Below are 18,424 nucleotides of genomic sequence, written 5' to 3'. Positions count from 1 at the left end.
GGTCCGGGCCCTGATCCGGATGATGACCGCCCGAATGTGACTATTACCGATGCTGGCACCATCAATGAGGGTGAGACTGCGAACTTCAAAGTAACGTTGTCGAACGCCGCCGAGTCTACAGTTCAAGTCGAACTAGGCCTGAACTTGGGTGACACCGAAGCCGGTGACTTAGGTACCTTGGAATACAACACCGGAAGTGGTTGGGTGACAGTGCCAAACGATGGTGTGGTGACCGTGCCAGCAGGGCAAACTGAGTTTGATGTGCGTATCGCTTCCATTGATGACGCTGTTTATGAAGGCCCTGAAGATTTCAGCGTGACGGTGACTGGCATTGGCGCAGTGCAAGGCAGCGATACGGGTACGGCAACGATAGTGGATGATGGCAGTGGTCCGGGCCCTGATCCGGATGATGACCGTCCAAGCGTGACTATTTCAGACGCTGGCACCATTAATGAGGGTGAGACAGCGAATTTCAAAGTGACGTTGTCGAATGCCTCCGAGTCTACAGTTCAAGTCGAGCTAGGCCTGCACTTAGGTGACACCGAAGTTGGAGACTTAGGCACCTTAGAATACAACACAGGCTCCGGTTGGGTTGCAGTGCCAAATGATGGCGTGGTAACGGTGCCAGCTGGGCAAACCGAATTTGATGTGCGTATTGCTTCCATTGATGATGCGGTGTACGAAGGCCCTGAAGATTTCAGTGTGACGGTGACTGGCATTGGCGCAGTGCAAGGCAGTGATACCGGTACGGCGACGATAGTGGATGACGGCACGGGGCCAGGCCCCGATCCGGATGATGACCGCCCGAATGTGACTATTTCAGACGCTGGTACGATTAATGAGGGTGAGACAGCGAACTTCAAAGTAACGTTGTCGAACGCCGCCGAGTCTACAGTTCAAGTCGAACTAGGCCTGAACTTGGGTGACACCGAAGCCGGTGACTTAGGTACCTTGGAATACAACACCGGAAGTGGTTGGGTGACAGTGCCAAACGATGGTGTGGTGACCGTGCCAGCAGGGCAAACTGAGTTTGATGTGCGTATCGCTTCCATTGATGACGCTGTTTATGAAGGCCCTGAAGATTTCAGCGTGACAGTAACCGGCATTGGTGCAGTGCAAGGCAGCGATACCGGTACGGCAACGATTATTGATAATGATGCTCCTCCTTCTATTTCAAATGTTGTGAATGCAGTTGTTTCGGAAGAAGGTTTAGCTAATGGTATCCCTGATAATACAGGATCACCTTCAGACACTACTAACTCCGCAAGTTTCTCAGGAACATTCACAGTTGCCGATCCAGACACGGCGAATGTTTCAGTGGTATTGGCAGGTCCTAACAACCTAACATCAGGAGGGGAGCCTATATCGTGGACGTGGGACAACAGTACTCAAACGCTGACTGCGAAAACTGCTCACCTGAGCGTTGTTGCTACTGTTGTGCTGAGCGAGCCTTCAGCTTCAGGTCAAGGCTCTTGGGACTATACTATTACTCTGTTTGAGCCACTTGATCATCCTGTTAATGATGTGGAAGACATCATCAACTTTGATTTACAGATTTCTGTAAGTGATGGACAAACAACAACATCTCAAAGCTTAAATGTGGCCGTTGAAGATGATTGCCCATACGTGCCTGTTGTTGTTCAACCCGTCGATGTGTCGCTTACTGGTGCACCTAACGTTCTGACAGGGCGCATAGATTTTGCAGGAAGTGAGGCAGATGCAACCAGTCGAACATTTGGGGACGTTGTTGTGACTGCAAACGGTTTTGTGTCTGACGAATCTGTGATGCTGGGAACAGCTGAAATCAATCAATCATCAGAAGGGATTGGCGTTAAAAGTTCTGGTAACAACGGCTTCCAATTAGAAAACGAAGTCGATTATCGATTCGCGGGTAATGAGGGTGTATCAGAGCAGTTAATCATAGACTTAGGCAATAAAGTTGCTTACGGAGCAGAAATAGAATTTGAGAAAATGTTTGGTGGTGAACTTGAGAAAGGAATCGCATCTTTTTATAGAGATGGTGTATTAATTGCTCAGCAATCGTTCAGCTCTGACGCAAGCAGTGGTGATTACGCGGCAAATTTCAATGTTCAACAGGGAGGCTTTGATAAAATCATCCTCGAGGCGACCAGTAATGGCAATGGCCCGGATACTGAAGACAACAGTGACTTTACCGTTAAATCAATAACCTTTACAGGTGCGTACTCTGGCGTGCCAATTGCTAGTGCGGATGGGAACCTCGGTGCTGTATATGGAGCTGATGGCCCTGGTTCTATAGTCTTAAATGGAGGTGAGGCTGGTTTAGAGACTCTAGATGGTAAAGACGTGTTGATATACGTCGATCCACAAAACTCTAATAGACTGATTGCAGAGGCTGATGGAGAGCTTGCATTCGAAGTTCAACTTACACCTAGCACTGGAAAATGGGAGTTCTTCCAATACTTGCCTTTGACCTCACCTTATGGCGATGGGGATATCGATTTTAACTACACTATTACTGATAATGATGGCGACAGTAAAACGGGGTACTTTTCTGTCAACCCTTACGCCCCACCAATCGTAGAAGGTGTAACACTAAACGTTTCTGAGGAAGGCTTAAGCAACGCCATTGCTGATGACTCTGCTCTAAACGGCTTTGATGACACAACTGACTCGAGTTCTGATGTAGAACAATTGACGCTGGGTCAAACCGTTGATTCTGTTACGCTCAGTGAACCATCTACAGCTCTTACTAGTAACGGGATCTCTGTAACGTGGACGTTATCAAATAACGACCAAATGCTTATCGGTTCAGCGAACGGTGAAGAGGTTATCAAAATATCAGTCAATGATACTGGAGTGGTATCTACGGAGCTTCTTGGTCCGATTGATCACTCCAACCCATCTGGAGAAGACACCTTAAATATTGAGGTGCCTGTGCTTGTCTCGAATGCTCGTGGCCTTACTAACTCCACAACGGTCAACGTTATTGTGGAAGATGACTCACCAGATTCTGCATCTATTATTCACGATGTAGTTGCAGAAACTAAAGAAAGTGCCAACGTTCAGCTCATAATGGATGTCTCGGGTTCTATGCGAACGGATAATCGCTTGCAGATAATGAAAGATTCGGCAACTCAGTTATTGAATCAATATGAGTCTATCGGTCAAACGCGAGTTCAAATTATTACTTATAGCAGTACAGCATCCACTTACGCTATAGGTGCTGCGACGTGGCTGACGGTCGAGGAGGCCAAAGCGTATATTGAGACGCTAACTGCGGGTGGCGCGACTAACTATAACAACGCGCTAAATGAAGCAAAACAGTCATGGGATGATGTAGGTAAGTTAACCAGTGCGTCGAATGTTAGTTACTTCTTGTCAGATGGTCAGCCAAACCCTGCGTCATCATTTATAAACGACGCTCGCGAGCAGAGTTGGATTGATCACCTAACCGATCCTGATAATCAGATAACAGCCCTAGCGTATGGTATGGGCGTTAATCTTATGCCGGAGCAATTAGATCGCGTAGCATATGATGGCTTTTTGAATCAAGACCTTGATGGTGTTGTGGTTCCTGACGTAACTCAATTACCTCCGGTTATGTTGCAGTCAGTGATTCAACCTGTTGGGGGGAACTTGATGTATACCACTTCTCCAGATACAGGTATTGGTGCAGATGGTGGTTATATTAGCGAAATAGAACATGACGGTGTCACTTATTCGTTTGATGGTACAGACCTAATAGTAACTGACAATAACGATGGTATTTCGCATGCATTTGACGACACAACGATGCAGCTTACTATCTATATCGACAGCAAACATACTCTGGAAATCGACCTAAACGATGGTGCGTATGCATTTTATGGTGCAGTGGGTGATACAGTTGAAACGTTAGACTTCGATTATGTATTGACGGATAACGATGGCGATCAAAGTGAGAATACCCTGCAATTCGTTATTGATGAAAACGGAGGAGTAAATGCTTCAAGTAATGGCTCTGCAAATATTATTGAAGCTGAAGTAGACGTAAGTCATGACATCTTGATCGGTAATGATAACGAGGCAGATGTCTTTAAATGGGTCAACGACTCCTTGGATACAGGAACAGATCTAATTAGAGGTTTTGAGAGAGATTTGGACACCTTAGATCTGAGTGAAGTCGTTGAAGATGCAGGGCACAATACGATAGAAGAACTTCTTAATAGTATTGACTTGAACATTGATGGCGATGACTTATCTCTAGAAATAACCCATAACGATGGAAACTCAATTCAAACTATCGTAATAGAAAACGGGGCGACAGAGTTTAGTGATTTAATCGTGGGAAATGCGGACTTTGAGAGAGATGTGTTATCCGCACTAACTAAGGTTAACTTAGAGCCATAATGAAAAGGGCCAGTAGGCCCTTTTCTTCTGCTTTGTCTTACTTATTCGTAGCCTAAAGCACTTTACATGCAAAACCTTTTAAGTAGAAGCCTTCTGGATATGCTGTATCGGTTGGGTGGTCAGCGGCTTGCTCAAAACGCTCCACAAACTTTACTTGGCGGTTAGCGTCTACGGCTGCATCAGCGATGATTTTCTGGAACAGAACTTGATCCATCAAGCCAGAGCACGAGTAGGTCAGTAGAGTGCCGCCCGGTTTTAGAATTTGCATTGCTAGCATGTTGATGTCTTTGTAACCACGACATGCACCGTTTAGTTGTGCTTTGCTCTCTGCGAACTTCGGTGGGTCCATAATAACCACATCGAACTGAGTTCCTTGATCACGATACTCACGAAGCAGCTTAAACACGTCTGCATTTAGGAACACGGCACGCTTCTTCGAAATATCAAAATCGTTTAGCTCTGCGTTGAATTTTGCGGTATCTAAAGCAGGTTGCGACACGTCAGCGTTAATCACACGCTTTGCATCACCTTTTAGAGCGTAAAGTCCGAAGCCACCTGTGTAAGAGAAGCAGTTAAGAACTTCTTTGCCTTTCATATATTTCATCGCTTGCTGGCGACTATCACGTTGATCTAGGTAGAAACCTGTTTTGTGTCCGCCAACGATATCTACACTAATCTTTACGCCATTTTCTTCGATGACGACCGATTTAGGTGGCTCTTCGCCGTGCAAAACGCCCGTGCTCTCTTTTAAACCTTCTTTTTTACGAACGGCCACGTCAGAGCGCTCGTACACATTACAATCAGGGAAGCACTCAACCAGAGCGTCAACAATAGCCTGCTTATTGTGTTCTGCGCCAGCACTGAGAAGTTGGCACACAAAGAAATTTTGGTAACGGTCGATCGTAACGCCAGGTAAGCCGTCAGACTCTGCTGCGATAAGGCGATAACCCGTAAGGCCATCACGTTTGATAATGTCTTCACGAAGAAGTTGTGCGTCTTTAAGTCGTTTAACGAAAAACGCGGTGTCGATTTCTTCTTTATCAAAACTCCAAATACGAGCACGAATTTGTGAAGCTGGCGAATATGCCGCCTTAGCTAGCCATTTACCGTCGTGAGTGAATACATCAACCGTTTCGCCAAGAGCAGGTTCGCCCTCAACTTTGTTGATGCCTCGAGAGAAGATCCAAGGGTGCTTGCGCTTGACCGATTTCTCACGACCTTTAACCAAATAGATAGCAGCTGTCATTTCATTAGCTCTTGTTGAATTTTGAAAGGGGCGTATTGTCCGGGATGTAAATGGTAAAAGCAATATCCCTCGGCAATCCAGTACATTGTAGTGACTTTTAAATACAAAAAAGGTCACTAAAGTGACCCTTTTATTGAATTTGCTGTAATAGATTCCGTTGCTATGCTTTAAGTCCAGTAAGTAGTGCTTCCATTGTGTCGCTTTGCTTACGCAGTTGATCAACGTTTTGTGAAGTCGTGCTTATCATATTGCACACGTTATCTGCTTGAACTCGAATTTCTTCAACGCTTGAGGCGATATTGTCCGCGACTACACCTTGCTCTTCAGCTGCTGTTGCAATTTGAATGCTACTGTCGGAGATAGTTTGATTTTTATCTGCCAAAGAGCCGATTTCGTGATTCACTTCCGTCATGAGGTTTTGTCCCTCATTTGCGTTATTAACTGTCACTTCCATCAGCTTAGTAAGTGACTGACTGTTACGCTGTAACGATTCAATCATCGTTTGGATTTCCACTGTCGCTTGCTGAGTGCGTCCCGCAAGAGCGCGAACCTCATCCGCAACGACCGCAAATCCACGACCTTGTTCTCCAGCACGTGCAGCTTCAATAGCCGCGTTCAGAGCAAGTAGGTTGGTTTGCTCGGAGATCCCATTGATGGTTGTCACGACTTCATCAATTTGTGCTGCATTGGCATCTAACTCGGCAACGGCTTGAGACGCAGATTGAATCTCATTAGAAAGGTTCGAAATCGAGTGAAGCGTATTCTCAACTTTCACTTGTCCAGACTGAGCCACGTTTCGCGCATCATCGGTTTGCGTGCTTGAATCGTGAGCTAGTGTCGCGACTTCTCGAATCGTTGATGCCATCTGTTCAGTTGCACTCGCAAGAGAGTTGAGGTGTTCCTGCTGAGTCGCTGAAATATCTGAACTGTGATGAATCGATTGATTCAGGTCTGAGCTAATTTGTTGCATTAACGCCACAGACTCTTGAATCGACAGCACCATTTGTTGCTCTCGTTCTGCAACTTTGTCTATCGTAATAGCAATTTCACTAAACTCGTCGCGAACAGGGAAGAAGTTCATTCTCGCAGTTAAGTCGCCACCCGCAAGGGTGTTTAATGCTTTGTTCATCGTGAACATCGCGCCGCCAATAAACGTCATGATGTAGTAAACGCCAAGAGCGAGAATAAACAAGCTCACACAGATGATGCTCACTTGAGTCGTTGATAGGGCAGTCCATAAAGAAAGTTCATGGTTCGCAACCAAACTGTACGCACCATTTAAAACAGACACGGATTGCGAACCAGAGCCAATAGAAACGGTTTCTGAACCCGCTATGAGGCTTGCTACTTGAGATTGAGAAAGGTTGCCTGCCTCTATCAGACCTTTCATAAGCATGAGCTCTTCTTGGTACATACTTGAGATCAGTGTATTAGCCGCGCTATTAAGGACGAGAGTGAGAATGACTAAAGCAAGAAGAGGGAGAACGAAGAGCAAATAGAACTTTTCTTGAATCTTTAAGTGAATGAGATACTTATCAATCCAGCGGAATGGAATTTCTTTCATAATTATAATAACCGTGCAAAAACCCACTATCCTTAGTGGGGTGAATAGACGAAAAGAATATATCACTCAGTAAAAAGAAGCGGTACAAAGATGAACGTAAAGTGTGAGAGATTTATAGTAAAAGGTCATGTTCAAGGCGTGGGCTTTCGTTACCATACTTCCCATCAAGGATTGAAGCTAGGGTTAACAGGTTATGCGAAGAACCTAAACAATGGTGATGTTGAAGTGATGGCGTGTGGAACAGACGCGCAAATAGTTGCGTTTTCGGAATGGTTACAAGAAGGACCGCGAACGGCAACAGTAGAGCATGTGATGCAGGAGCCTGCGTCGTATAAGCCGTTACGCGGTTTTAAAATTTTATGAATCTACAAGCATTTAGCTGGCTTTGGTAGGCCGGCTAATTTGGTTGCTTGTTTGGCTGGCCCCTTTTTAAACAGCTTGAATAGATACTTACTGTTACCTTTTTCCGGGCCGTGCGCTTTTTCCATCGCTTTCACAAGCATACGCACTGCAGGGGAGGTATTAAACTCTTCATAAAAGTCTCGCACAAAATGCACAACTTCCAAATGAGCATCCGTAAGCTCGATGTCTTCTTCTTTTGCTAAAAGCTCAATCATACCTTCTTCCCATTGAGTATGATCCAATAAGTAGCCTTGAGCATCCGTTTCAATTTCTTTGCCGTTGTAAACGAACATAACGTTTTATCCGTTAAGTAAACATGGATGTTTATAGATTAGCGACAGCCGAGAATGTTCTCAACAAAAGAATCTCGAAGTCGTATCGAGCGAATCAAAAGCGTACAAAGTAGTGGCCTATAACTGAATACTCTTAAATTATATTTTAAGCATAAGTTTGTTTTTTTATTCGTGTTGTTAGAAAATTTTCGGGGTTGATATCGGTGGTTTTGCATTGTTATGCAATTCGCTTGGTGTGATTGATTTGTCAGTTATATTTATTGTTTTAGATAAGTCGATCACAACGAATATAAACTAGTTTTAAATCAAAAGAATAAATTGAAAAAAATCGTTATGTTCACCCATGCTTAACAACAACACGGAGCAATTCAGGAGTGTATGGAGTGGTCGAATCTTTTCGTTTCCATTGTATGGGCGGTACTGCAAGCATGCTTTAGCATTTTCTCTTTTCTATGTCTGACGGGATTTGTAAAACATAATCCTATAAAACCGAAGTATGCTTGGTTGCAGTACATCTATGGGCCGTTACTTTTTTTGACTTGGGGAGTCATGTTAGTGACACCGATGATGTCGGCCTACATATTTTTTAGCGTAGCTGGTAAATCAGTAGTCTGGTTGCCCGCGCTCAAGATGTTCGGTTATTGGTGGGTTGCGTTTGGAGTATTTTGCTTCTTGTCATCAGTCGATGAGCGATTGCGAAGTCGCGGTTTGAATTAAGACAAGTTATACCTTGAAATCAGTTTACAAACTGAGAGAGGTGATTATAAAGCGCTCATACAAGCGATATAGCGATTGTTTGAGAATTAATAGCTTAAACGTTGTGTTTGTTTTCATAGACCGATATTCTCATTGGATTAATGAAAGCCTGTATTCAGGTTAGAAACAACAATGATGACAAGGAGTTAGTCATGTCGAAACAACGTTACATTGAGATTAATGACAATGTAAAATCCACTTGGTCCATCGAGCGTATTTGGCAACTTGCAGAATCCTTACCTGTAGAAGAAATTTCGATTGATGATATCAAAGGCCCAAATGAAGTGACTTGGTTTAGTCATGAAGGGCCACAGCCAACCTGCCGTGAAATTGCAAAACATTGCCAACGAATCAACAATGCTGATTTGTCGTATCCGGTAATCTTAACCAGTGACTATCGTGTTTTTGACGGTATGCACCGAATCGCCAAGCAAATCATGTTAGGAGAGGAAACGATCAAAGTGAGACGCTTTAGAGAAAATCCAGAAGCTGACGAAGTTATAGAGTTGTCAGTAGAGCAGGCGTAATACACTGGATTGCACACAAAGAAAAAGCCCGAAGGAATTACCTTCGGGCTTTTTTATTCTACTTAACGAGAAACGATTAATCGTCGTTCATGATGCCTAGAATGCTTAGCAGACTAGTGAACAAGTTAAGGATGTTTAGGTACATCGAAATTGTTGCACTGATGTAGTTTGTCTCTTCACCACGAACGATACGACTTGTATCGAATAGGATGAAACCAGAGAACACGAGTGCAGAAACACTGCTGATTACTAGGTGAGCCATTGTTGAACCAACGAAGATGTTAATCAGCGCTGCAACGATCACAATGATCAAACCTGCCATCAGGAAGTTGCGCATGAAAGAGAAATCTTTCTTGCTTGAAATGGTGTAAGCCGATAGGCCAAGGAACACCATACCAGTCAAACCTAGAGCTTGAGCAATGATAGTAGGACCGTTTGGAATTGATGCGTAGTAGTTAAGCATTGGACCTAAAGCACCACCCATTAGAGTCGTGAAAACGAATGTCCAAACGATACCAGATGATGAGTTGATTGCCTTTGGCATAACAAAGAACAAAATACCAATCGCTGCAACCTGCATCACAATTGCCATGATTGGTGAAATTTGCATTGCCATAGTCGCGACTGCTGCGATAGCACTGGTCATCAGTGTCATCGACAGTAGGAAGTAAGTGTTTTTCAGTACTTTGTTAGTTTCTAGTGTATTAGGAACACTTGTTGAACGAGTAAACATTGGACTGTTCATAATTATCCTCAATAAGGGAGTTTACTATTGGTACATTTATGGGGCTGAAAGTTCAAAAAATCAAGCCCTTTTCATGCATATCCTAGATAAAATGATAATGGAAATAAGATGTTATGTATTTGGCAACTTGTAACACAATATTACTGCCTAGCATAGCTATGTTGATTCTCACACAGATTTTTGAATTTAGTAACAAAAGCACTGGCTTCATAGAAACCAGTGCTTTTTTATGTCGATTCGGCTAAATCTTAGTGGTGTAAGATTTGCGCTAGGAAGTTTTGGGTCCTATCCGATTGAGGATTCTCAAAGAAATCGACCGGGTTGTTTTCTTCGATGATCTCTCCTGCGTCCATGAATATCACGCGATCGGCAACCTCTTTAGCAAAGCCCATTTCATGTGTCACACAAAGCATAGTCATGCCTTCCTCGGCGAGTTCGACCATTACATCCAGTACTTCGCGAACCATTTCCGGGTCGAGTGCAGATGTTGGCTCATCAAAAAGCATGACTTTAGGGTTCATACACAAAGAGCGAGCAATCGCCACGCGTTGTTGCTGACCACCAGACAACTGACCGGGATACTTCTCCGCTTGGTCTGGAATTTTTACACGTTCCAGATATTTCATCGCAACTGCTTCTGCCTCATCTTTTGGCATCTTCTTCACCCAGATAGGCGCGAGCGTACAGTTTTCCAGTACGGTTAAATGAGGGAAGAGATTAAAGTGTTGAAAGCACATGCCCACTTCTCGGCGTACTGCTTCAATGTTCTTTAAGTCTTCAGTTAATTCCGTACCAGAGACGTAAATGCTGCCTGTTTGGTGCTCTTCAAGACGGTTAATACAGCGAATCATCGTTGATTTTCCCGACCCTGATGGACCACAGATAACGATTTTCTCGCCGCGCTTAACGTCGAGGTTAATATTTTTTAGTACGTGAAACTCACCATACCATTTATTCATGTCCTTCAATTGGATCATGTAGTCTTGTTGTTGCGTCATAATACGTCCTTGATCTTGATGAGTTATCGTTTGTGACCGGTATGAAGTTTGTTTTCAAGCCATATCGAATAGCGCGACATGCCAAAACAAAATACCCAAAACACTAACGCGACAAATACATAACTTTCTGTAGCAAAACCTAACCATTCAGGGTCGGTATTTGCTGCTTGTCCTATACCGAGTACGTCAAACATGCCAATGATGAGTACCAAACTGGTGTCTTTAAACAAACCGATGAAGGTGTTCACGATAGAAGGAATAGTAATCTTTAGCGCCTGTGGCAAGATAATCAGCCCAGTCTTTTTCCAGTAACTTAACCCAAGCGCATCAGCGGCTTCATATTGACCTTTCGGAATGGCTTGTAGACCACCGCGTACCACTTCTGCCATGTAAGCGGAGGCAAACATAACCACACCTATAAGGGCGCGAATCAGTTTATCTGTCTCTGAGCCTTCAGACATAAACAATGGAAGCATAACCGAAGCCATGAACAAAACCGTAATCAGAGGAACGCCACGCCAAACTTCAATGTAGACGGTACAAATGCTGCGAATGATCGGCATCTCTGAACGTCTACCAAGCGCAAGCACCACACCAATTGGCAATGAAACTACGATACCAACTAGCGCAATAATGAGCGTAACGAGTAGTCCACCCCACTTGTGTGTATCTACCACTTCTAGTCCAAAGACACCACCGTATAAAAGTCCAGCGATGATGAATGGGTAGATGTTTACGAAGAAAAGCCAAATCCACATCCGTTTCGGTGTCTTCTCATACGCGAGTAAAACAGTAAATATGGCTAATGTGATATAGAACAGGCGAGGGCGCCATAGTTCGGACTCTGGATAAAAACCATACATGAACTGCTCCCAGCGCACGCTGATAAATACCCAGCAAGCACCATCTCGGCTACAGTCGTCGCGCGTTGAGCCAATCCAGTCTGCGTTAATAAACGCCCAATCCACGATATACCATATTGCAGTTACGACAATATACGCAAGAATGACAGTAACAATGGAATTGATAGGGCCATTAAATAGATTTTTCCGCATCCAACCAACGAAGCCTACAGTATTGGCGGGTGGCGGGAGATCCGGTTGAAATTGATGAGTACTCATATTATCTCTCCACCAGCGCGACTTTACGGTTATACAAGTTCATTAATGCAGACGTAATCAGACTTAATGTCAAGTACACGCCCATCGTCATCGCAATGATCTCAATCGCTTGTCCCGTTTGGTTCAGGGTAGTACCAGCAAACACAGAGACAAGATCTGGGTAACCAATCGCCATCGCTAACGATGAGTTTTTGGTGAGGTTGAGATATTGACTGGTTAAAGGTGGAATAATAATTCGTAACGCTTGAGGAATGACAACAAGCTTTAAAGTTTTCGAGCGTGGTAAGCCTAGCGACATCGCTGCTTCGGTTTGACCATGACTAACCGCATTAATACCAGAGCGAACAATCTCAGCAATGAAAGAAGCTGTATAAACACTCAATGCCAAAAGTAGCGCAGCCAATTCAGGAATAATGCTAATACCACCTCGGAAGTTAAACCCTTTTAGTTCAGGATAATTCAGTGAAATTGGCATACCAGCAAGGAAGTACACAACCAATGGAAGGCCAACAACTAAACCCAAAACTATTCTTCCCATTGGGGTTTGTTGCCCAGTGAGACGTTGCTTATTATTCGCCCATACATTAATTAATAAGCTTGCGATTACCCCGAAGATTAACGCGGCAATAACGTAGCTACTGCCGGGTTCCATAGTCGGTGCAGGGAAATATAAGCCACGAACGTTCAGGAAAATAGCTTCACCAAGACTTAAGCTTTGGCGTGGTGAGGGTAATGCTTGAAGAACAGCGAAATACCAGAAGAATATTTGCAGAAGAAGGGGGATATTTCGGAAAGTTTCGATATAAACTGCCGCTAAACGACTAACTAACCAGTTAGAAGAAAGGCGGGCAACCCCCATGGTAAAGCCAATCACAGTAGCCAGAATAATACCTAATACGGAGACTAACGCCGTATTAAGAAGGCCGATGATAAATGTTCTACCGTAAGAGTACGTTTCATCGTATTCAATTAGTGTTAACCCAATACCAAACCCGGCTTCTTGATTCAGAAAACCGAAGCCCGTTGCAATACCACGAGCATCTAAGTTATTGAGAGCGTTGTTTACAATCGTGTAAAAGAAAAATACCAGTGCAGCAATGGCAATGATCTGGAAAATAGCAGAACGAAAGGCAGGATTATAAATCAGGCTCTTGCTTCCGCTTGGTTTGGACATCGTACTTGGCGATGCATCTTGTGTCGGTTTCATACAGCGATAACCTCAAACCTTAGTTATAGATATCGGCCTGTATAAAGAAGTTTCGTCCTTGCTGGCTAAAGAATAACGCTCCATGTCTGGTGACGTACGAACCTTTAAAGCCGTTCCACCAAGCGAGCGCTTTTCGCCATCCAATGAGCGATCCTTACTCATACAGTGAGATATAATCAAGAAAAAGGGCGGCATGAACCGCCCTGATTAACTCTTTCTATCGGATTGGTGGCGCGTACATAAAGCCGCCTGCATTCCATAGCGCATTAACGCCACGAGAGATTTCTAACGGCGAACCAGTACCGACTGTACGTTCGAAGCTTTCACCATAGTTACCAACTTGTTTGATAACCTGGTAGCCCCAATCGTCGCGGATACCCAACCCTTTGCCTTTAGGGCCATCAACACCAAGGATACGTTTGATGTTTGGATCTGTTGACTTCAGCATTTCATCCGCATTCTTCGAACTAATACCGTATTCTTCAGCGTTAATCATCGCAGACAATGTCCACTTAGCGATGTTAAACCATTGATCATCGCCTTGACGAACGACTGGACCTAGTGGCTCTTTAGAGATGATTTCTGGAAGAACGGCCGCAGAGGACGGATCTTTCAAATTCAAACGCAGTGCATAAAGGCCAGATTGGTCAGTTGTTAATACGTCACAGCGTCCCGCATCAAAACCTTTCGAAGTTTGCGCCGCTGTGTCGAATACCACAGGTTTGTACGCCATGCCTTGGTTGCGGAAATAATCTGCAAGGTTTAGCTCGGTTGTTGTACCTGATTGAACACATACCGACGCACCATCAAGCTCTTTAGCACTTGATATACCAAGTTCCTTCTTCACCATAAAACCTTGACCGTCGTAGTAGTTCACACCTACGAAGTTTAGGCCCAGTGCAGTGTCACGGTGGAGAGTCCAGGTCGTGTTACGGGAAAGCACATCAATCTCACCAGATTGAAGCGCAGTGAAACGTTCTTTTGCGGTTAGGGGTACATATTTAACTTTCGTTTTATCCCCAAGAACGGCTGCAGCCAGTGCTTGGCAATATTCTACGTCGATACCTTCCCATTCGCCTTTTGAGTTAGGGTTAGAGAAACCAGGTAGACCGGTACTTACGCCACAAGTAAGAAAACCTTGTTTTGTGACTTTGTCCAGAGTAGTGTCTGCTGCTTGAGCTGATGTTGCCATCATCGCAGTAGAAGCCGCTACGACGGAAGCAAGAACTGTGAGTTTATTTGCCATTTGTATCCTTCCTGTATGATCCATGTTTAATCAGGAGTGACCTGAAATAACGTGTCCAATTCGTTAGAGTTATCGTCCTACGTGATTGATTTTCGAAGAAACGGCATTCGATAGATCAACCAGTTATAAGCGTAGGAAAGGATCTGTTAATTCTCAAATATATAATTTAAATGAAGTTTTGAGAGAACTTACAAAGTGCCTTGAGATTTAGAATGACGAAATGTTAATTGTTTGTAAATAGTGCAATTCATGGACAATTTGGTGCATCAGAACAATCAATAGAAGAGTGAACAATACAAAAGAATAAAAAGTTGTTATTAAAACTGTCATTAGCTGAGCAAGGTGAAGTTCAGTAAAAATTCAAACAAAAATTATTTGTGATACCGAAACAGGGTGATGAGCTTGCCCCATTTTTGGTAGCATGGTCTACAACAGCTAATTAGAGTAATCATGGATTGAAATGCGATATTTTCCTCTGTTCTTAGATTTAATTAATAAACCCGTTCTCGTCGTGGGTGGCGGTGAGGTGGCAAGCCGAAAGGTGGAAGCGTTGCTAAAGGCTGGGGCGGATGTGACTATCGTTTCTCCGACGTTGGTTGATTTTCTGTCTAAGCTTGCTTCTGAGCATCAACTGCGCTGGGTACAACGTTTCTATTCGAGTGACATTGTCACTAAAAACTTTGTTCAAGTGTGGGCGACGACAGACAATCCTGAGCTAAATCACCAAGTGTACAAAGATGCCAAAGAGCTAGGCATCTTGGTTAACGTTGTGGATGATAAGCCTTATTGTGATTTCATCACGCCGTCAATGATTAATCGTGGCCGCATCCAAATCGCTATCTCTAGTGGTGGAGCTTCGCCAGTTTTAATTCGAAACATCCGTGAAAAACTTGAATCGATACTGCCACAAAACATGGGGTTGATGGCGGATTTTGCTAACTCAAAGCGAAACTCAATTAAAGAGGCGCTGCCTAGCGTCGATTTACGGCGCAAGTTTTGGGAGCAATTCTTCTCGAATCCCGAGGTGGAAAACGCGCGAGATAATCGAGAGTTAGAAGCAATTTACCAAGCGACCATGGCAACACCTATAGATGAAAAGGGAAGTTGTACTTGGATACATGTTGGGAAAGATGTTGAGATGTTGCCAATAAAAGCCGTACGCTATATGCAACAAGCGGAGCTGGCTCTGTACTCAACTCGATGTGAAGCGAATGTGTTAGAACTAATACGAAGAGATGCAGAAAGAGAAGCTTTCTCGAGCGCTGCTGAGCTTTCGGATATGCTGGCCAAGGCTAAAGCTGAAAAGCTTCGAATTTGCGTGTTCATACCACAAGGAACGAGCGAATTCGTATTGCTGCAAGGGCAGGACTTAGTTATCTAGCAATGCCAAATGCTAAAAATGGATACGTAGTTCGTTACACAAAAGCCAATAAAAAACGCCAGCGCATAATCCGCTGGCGTTTTTATTTACTTCTCAGATTGATTAGATTGATTAATCACGAAAGTTGTTAAACTGGAATGGGATACCCATCTCTGCTTCACGAATCGCTGCCATTGTCGCTTGCAGGTCGTCGCGTTTCTTACCAGTAACACGTACTTTGTCGCCTTGAATAGAGGCTTGTACTTTTAACTTTGCGTCTTTGATAAGTTTCACTACTTTTTTCGCCGTTGGAGTATCAATACCTTGGCGGAAAAGCAGAGTTTGGTGCCAGTTTTTACCAGTAACGTCTGGGTCTTGTGCATCCATTGCGTTCGCGTCAATGTTACGCTTCGCTAAGTGGCCGCGTAAAATGTCGCGCATTTGCTTAAGTTGGAAGTCACCTTCCGCAGACATTTTTACGTTTTCTTCTACTAGCTCAAAGCTCGCATTTACGTTGCGGAAATCGAAACGAGTAGACAATTCACGGTTAGCATTATCAACGGCGTTACGTAGTTCAACCGTATCGATTTCAGAAACAATATCAAACGATGGCATGAAGATTCCTTGATTATTTTGTTATAGGGACTTTCGGGACTTAACAGCGCTTGCCAGCATATCTAGCATTGTAGCAGTGTCTTCCCAACCTAGGCACGGATCTGTAATAGACTGACCATACGTTAGGTTATTGATGTCAGTCATTGGCTGATTGCCTTCAAGAATAAAGCTTTCGGCCATGATACCCGCAATACGAGTGCTGCCTGACTTAATTTGGTTACAAATGTCTTGAGCTACGTCGATTTGTTTTCTGTGTTGCTTCTGACAGTTTGCATGGCTGAAATCCACAACCAAACGTTGTGGCAATCCAAACTCAGCTAAAGCATCACATGCTTGTTTGACTGATGCTTCATCAAAGTTAGGGCCTTTTTCTCCACCGCGCAGAATAATATGACCGTAAGGGTTGCCACTTGTGCGGTAAACCGTCATTCGACCGTTCTTATCTGGCGAGTAGAAGTAATGCGATGCTTTCGATGCGCGAATTGCATCAATTGCAATTTTTACGTTGCCATTTGTGCCATTTTTGAAACCAACTGGGCAAGATAGTGCCGACGCCATTTCACGGTGAATTTGTGATTCCGTTGTGCGAGCACCAATCGCGCCCCAAGTGATCAAATCCGCGATGTATTGGCCAGTGATCATATCAAGAAACTCAGTAGCAGTCGCAAGACCAAGCTTGTTGATATCCAGTAGTAGTTTACGAGCTTTATGAAGACCAGCTTCAAGTGCGTAAGAACCATCTAGGTTAGGGTCCGTAATCAAACCTTTCCAACCAACTACTGTACGAGGCTTTTCAAAGTAAGTACGCATCACGATAAACAGTTCGTCTTTGTACTTGTCTTGGATTTCACTCAGGCGAGTGGCGTAATCAATGGCAGCTTCAGTGTCGTGAACAGAACACGGACCTACAATCGCAAGAAGGCGATCGTCTTCACCCGATAAAATGTTTTCAATCTGACGACGAGATTGAGCGATACGGTCTGCAACGTCATCCGTAATAGGATGTACACTACCTAGCTCTGCTGGGGTAGGCATTGGACCCAAAGGTTGGGTTCTCAATTCATCTGTTTTTATAGGCATGTTATAGCTTTATTCTCTATTGCGAAGGGGTAAAGATAACGGAATTACAGGCAGGAATAAACCGTTTCACGGGAATCTTCGCCAGGAAATACCGAATTGTATACAAAGGTGTAGGTATTCATTTAAATGACTTATGTATAAATGACAAAACTTGATCATTAAATCAATATATATACATTTGAATTTATAACCATTTTATCTATCTCGCTGTAAGGTAATCTAAGTAACTGCGATAAACTTCATACCTCACGGGTGACGCCGTCACTTCCTGAAGGTTAAATAACTCGTGAGATCGAGCTTTTGTTAACATTTCTTTGACATCTATTTCTTTCGTTGATTAACTGGTCTGACTAGATTGGTAAGGAGACCAAAATGTTATCAGCTCTACGTCGTGCGAATTTGTATCTAAATCTGTTTGGCTTTTCAAAAGTGCCGCTGATTTGGCTTTGCCACCCTAAAATCATTGCGATAGATAGCAAGCATGTTGAGGTTCGTATCCCATTGCGCAGAAGGACGAAGAACCACCTGAATAGCATGTATTTCGGTGCTTTAGCCGTTGGCGCTGATGTTGCTGGTGGTTTTCTTGCTATGAGTAAAGCGCAAGAAAAGGGAGAAGCGATCTCGCTGGCATTTAAAGGTGTGAAAGCCGAGTTTTTAAAGCGCCCGGAAGCCGATGTGCACTTTGTTTGTAACGATGGTCATGTCATTGATGAGATGCTCGAGCACACCTTGGCAACGGGTGAACGAGTAAATCGTGACGTAAAAATTGTCGCGCTGTGTCCTAACTTACATGGTGACGAGCCAATGGCTGAATTTTCGCTTACTCTTTCGATAAAAAAAGCAGCCCAACAAAGAAAAGAGGCTGCCTAGTGGTTTGTGGCTAGTTTGTTTAA

15 protein-coding genes are annotated in these 18,424 nt (G+C 43.9%); 5 read left to right on the top strand and 10 right to left on the bottom strand.

The genetic code is table 11. The features are described 5' to 3' along the window. On the top strand, positions 1-4,371 hold a 4,371-nt coding region (locus tag R7E38_RS21880), incomplete at its 5' end, for a Calx-beta domain-containing protein (RefSeq protein WP_318082100.1). A gap of 52 nt (positions 4,372-4,423) precedes the next feature. Here R7E38_RS21880 and R7E38_RS21875 read toward each other — a convergent pair. Together R7E38_RS21875 and R7E38_RS21870 are read right to left on the bottom strand one after the other, a co-directional pair. After that, a complete protein-coding gene (locus tag R7E38_RS21875; protein WP_054579311.1) occupies positions 4,424-5,617 on the bottom strand; it encodes a class I SAM-dependent methyltransferase in 1,194 nt (397 codons plus the stop codon). 160 nt (positions 5,618-5,777) lie between these two features. Next, a complete protein-coding gene (locus R7E38_RS21870; protein ID WP_017821867.1) occupies positions 5,778-7,181 on the bottom strand; it encodes a methyl-accepting chemotaxis protein in 1,404 nt (467 codons plus the stop codon). A gap of 90 nt (positions 7,182-7,271) precedes the next feature. On the opposite strand from R7E38_RS21870, the gene yccX reads away from it, so the two are divergent. Continuing rightward, the gene (gene yccX / locus R7E38_RS21865; RefSeq protein WP_017634611.1) at positions 7,272-7,544 is read left to right on the top strand and encodes an acylphosphatase; all 273 of its coding nucleotides are present in this window, start codon (positions 7,272-7,274) and stop codon (positions 7,542-7,544) included. Between the two features lie 2 nt (positions 7,545-7,546). Here yccX and R7E38_RS21860 read toward each other — a convergent pair whose 3' ends face one another. Next, positions 7,547-7,876 (bottom strand): TusE/DsrC/DsvC family sulfur relay protein, encoded by a 330-nt coding sequence (locus R7E38_RS21860; protein ID WP_005377396.1) that lies wholly within the window; start codon positions 7,874-7,876, stop codon positions 7,547-7,549. Between the two features lie 908 nt (positions 7,877-8,784). Here R7E38_RS21860 and R7E38_RS21855 point away from each other — a divergent pair. Further along, the gene (locus tag R7E38_RS21855) at positions 8,785-9,159 is read left to right on the top strand and encodes a chromosome partitioning protein ParB (RefSeq protein WP_005377398.1); all 375 of its coding nucleotides are present in this window, start codon (positions 8,785-8,787) and stop codon (positions 9,157-9,159) included. 76 nt (positions 9,160-9,235) lie between these two features. On the opposite strand, the gene R7E38_RS21850 is transcribed toward R7E38_RS21855, so the two are convergent. The 5 genes from R7E38_RS21850 to R7E38_RS21830 all read right to left on the bottom strand — a co-directional run bounded on the left by R7E38_RS21850 (position 9,236) and on the right by R7E38_RS21830 (position 14,476). Next, complete coding sequence (locus R7E38_RS21850; RefSeq protein WP_017634610.1) at positions 9,236-9,904, bottom strand: Bax inhibitor-1/YccA family protein; 669 nt, start codon at positions 9,902-9,904, stop codon at positions 9,236-9,238. Between the two features lie 248 nt (positions 9,905-10,152). After that, the gene (locus tag R7E38_RS21845) at positions 10,153-10,902 is read right to left on the bottom strand and encodes an amino acid ABC transporter ATP-binding protein (RefSeq protein ID WP_017634609.1); all 750 of its coding nucleotides are present in this window, start codon (positions 10,900-10,902) and stop codon (positions 10,153-10,155) included. 23 nt (positions 10,903-10,925) lie between these two features. After that, positions 10,926-12,023, bottom strand: coding sequence for an amino acid ABC transporter permease (locus R7E38_RS21840; protein ID WP_005389988.1), 1,098 nt, complete (start codon positions 12,021-12,023; stop codon positions 10,926-10,928). Position 12,024: 1 nt separating this feature from the next. Further along, positions 12,025-13,230 carry an amino acid ABC transporter permease gene (locus tag R7E38_RS21835; protein WP_005377402.1) on the bottom strand — a complete coding sequence of 402 codons (1,206 nt, stop codon included), beginning with the start codon at positions 13,228-13,230 and terminating at the stop codon, positions 12,025-12,027. Between the two features lie 217 nt (positions 13,231-13,447). Next, positions 13,448-14,476 (bottom strand): amino acid ABC transporter substrate-binding protein, encoded by a 1,029-nt coding sequence (locus tag R7E38_RS21830; protein WP_005377403.1) that lies wholly within the window; start codon positions 14,474-14,476, stop codon positions 13,448-13,450. A 460-nt stretch (positions 14,477-14,936) separates the two neighbouring features. On the opposite strand from R7E38_RS21830, the gene R7E38_RS21825 reads away from it, so the two are divergent. Further along, positions 14,937-15,857, top strand: coding sequence for a bifunctional precorrin-2 dehydrogenase/sirohydrochlorin ferrochelatase (locus tag R7E38_RS21825; RefSeq protein ID WP_226084255.1), 921 nt, complete (start codon positions 14,937-14,939; stop codon positions 15,855-15,857). Between the two features lie 111 nt (positions 15,858-15,968). On the opposite strand, the gene R7E38_RS21820 is transcribed toward R7E38_RS21825, so the two are convergent. Both R7E38_RS21820 and R7E38_RS21815 read right to left on the bottom strand, forming a co-directional pair. Further along, positions 15,969-16,451, bottom strand: coding sequence for a YajQ family cyclic di-GMP-binding protein (locus R7E38_RS21820; protein WP_005377415.1), 483 nt, complete (start codon positions 16,449-16,451; stop codon positions 15,969-15,971). Between the two features lie 21 nt (positions 16,452-16,472). Then, positions 16,473-17,531: a 3-deoxy-7-phosphoheptulonate synthase gene (locus tag R7E38_RS21815; RefSeq protein WP_005390197.1), complete on the bottom strand. Its 1,059-nt coding sequence runs from the start codon at positions 17,529-17,531 to the stop codon at positions 16,473-16,475. 372 nt (positions 17,532-17,903) lie between these two features. On the opposite strand from R7E38_RS21815, the gene R7E38_RS21810 reads away from it, so the two are divergent. Next, complete coding sequence (locus R7E38_RS21810; RefSeq protein ID WP_005377418.1) at positions 17,904-18,401, top strand: DUF4442 domain-containing protein; 498 nt, start codon at positions 17,904-17,906, stop codon at positions 18,399-18,401. Positions 18,402-18,424 lie beyond the last annotated feature (23 nt).

Source organism: Vibrio sp. Vb2131 (assembly GCF_033338535.1).
GTDB classification, from domain to species: domain Bacteria; phylum Pseudomonadota; class Gammaproteobacteria; order Enterobacterales; family Vibrionaceae; genus Vibrio; species Vibrio alginolyticus.
Note: the sequence above shows the minus strand (reverse complement) of the source record. Positions and strands in the feature narration are given on the sequence as shown.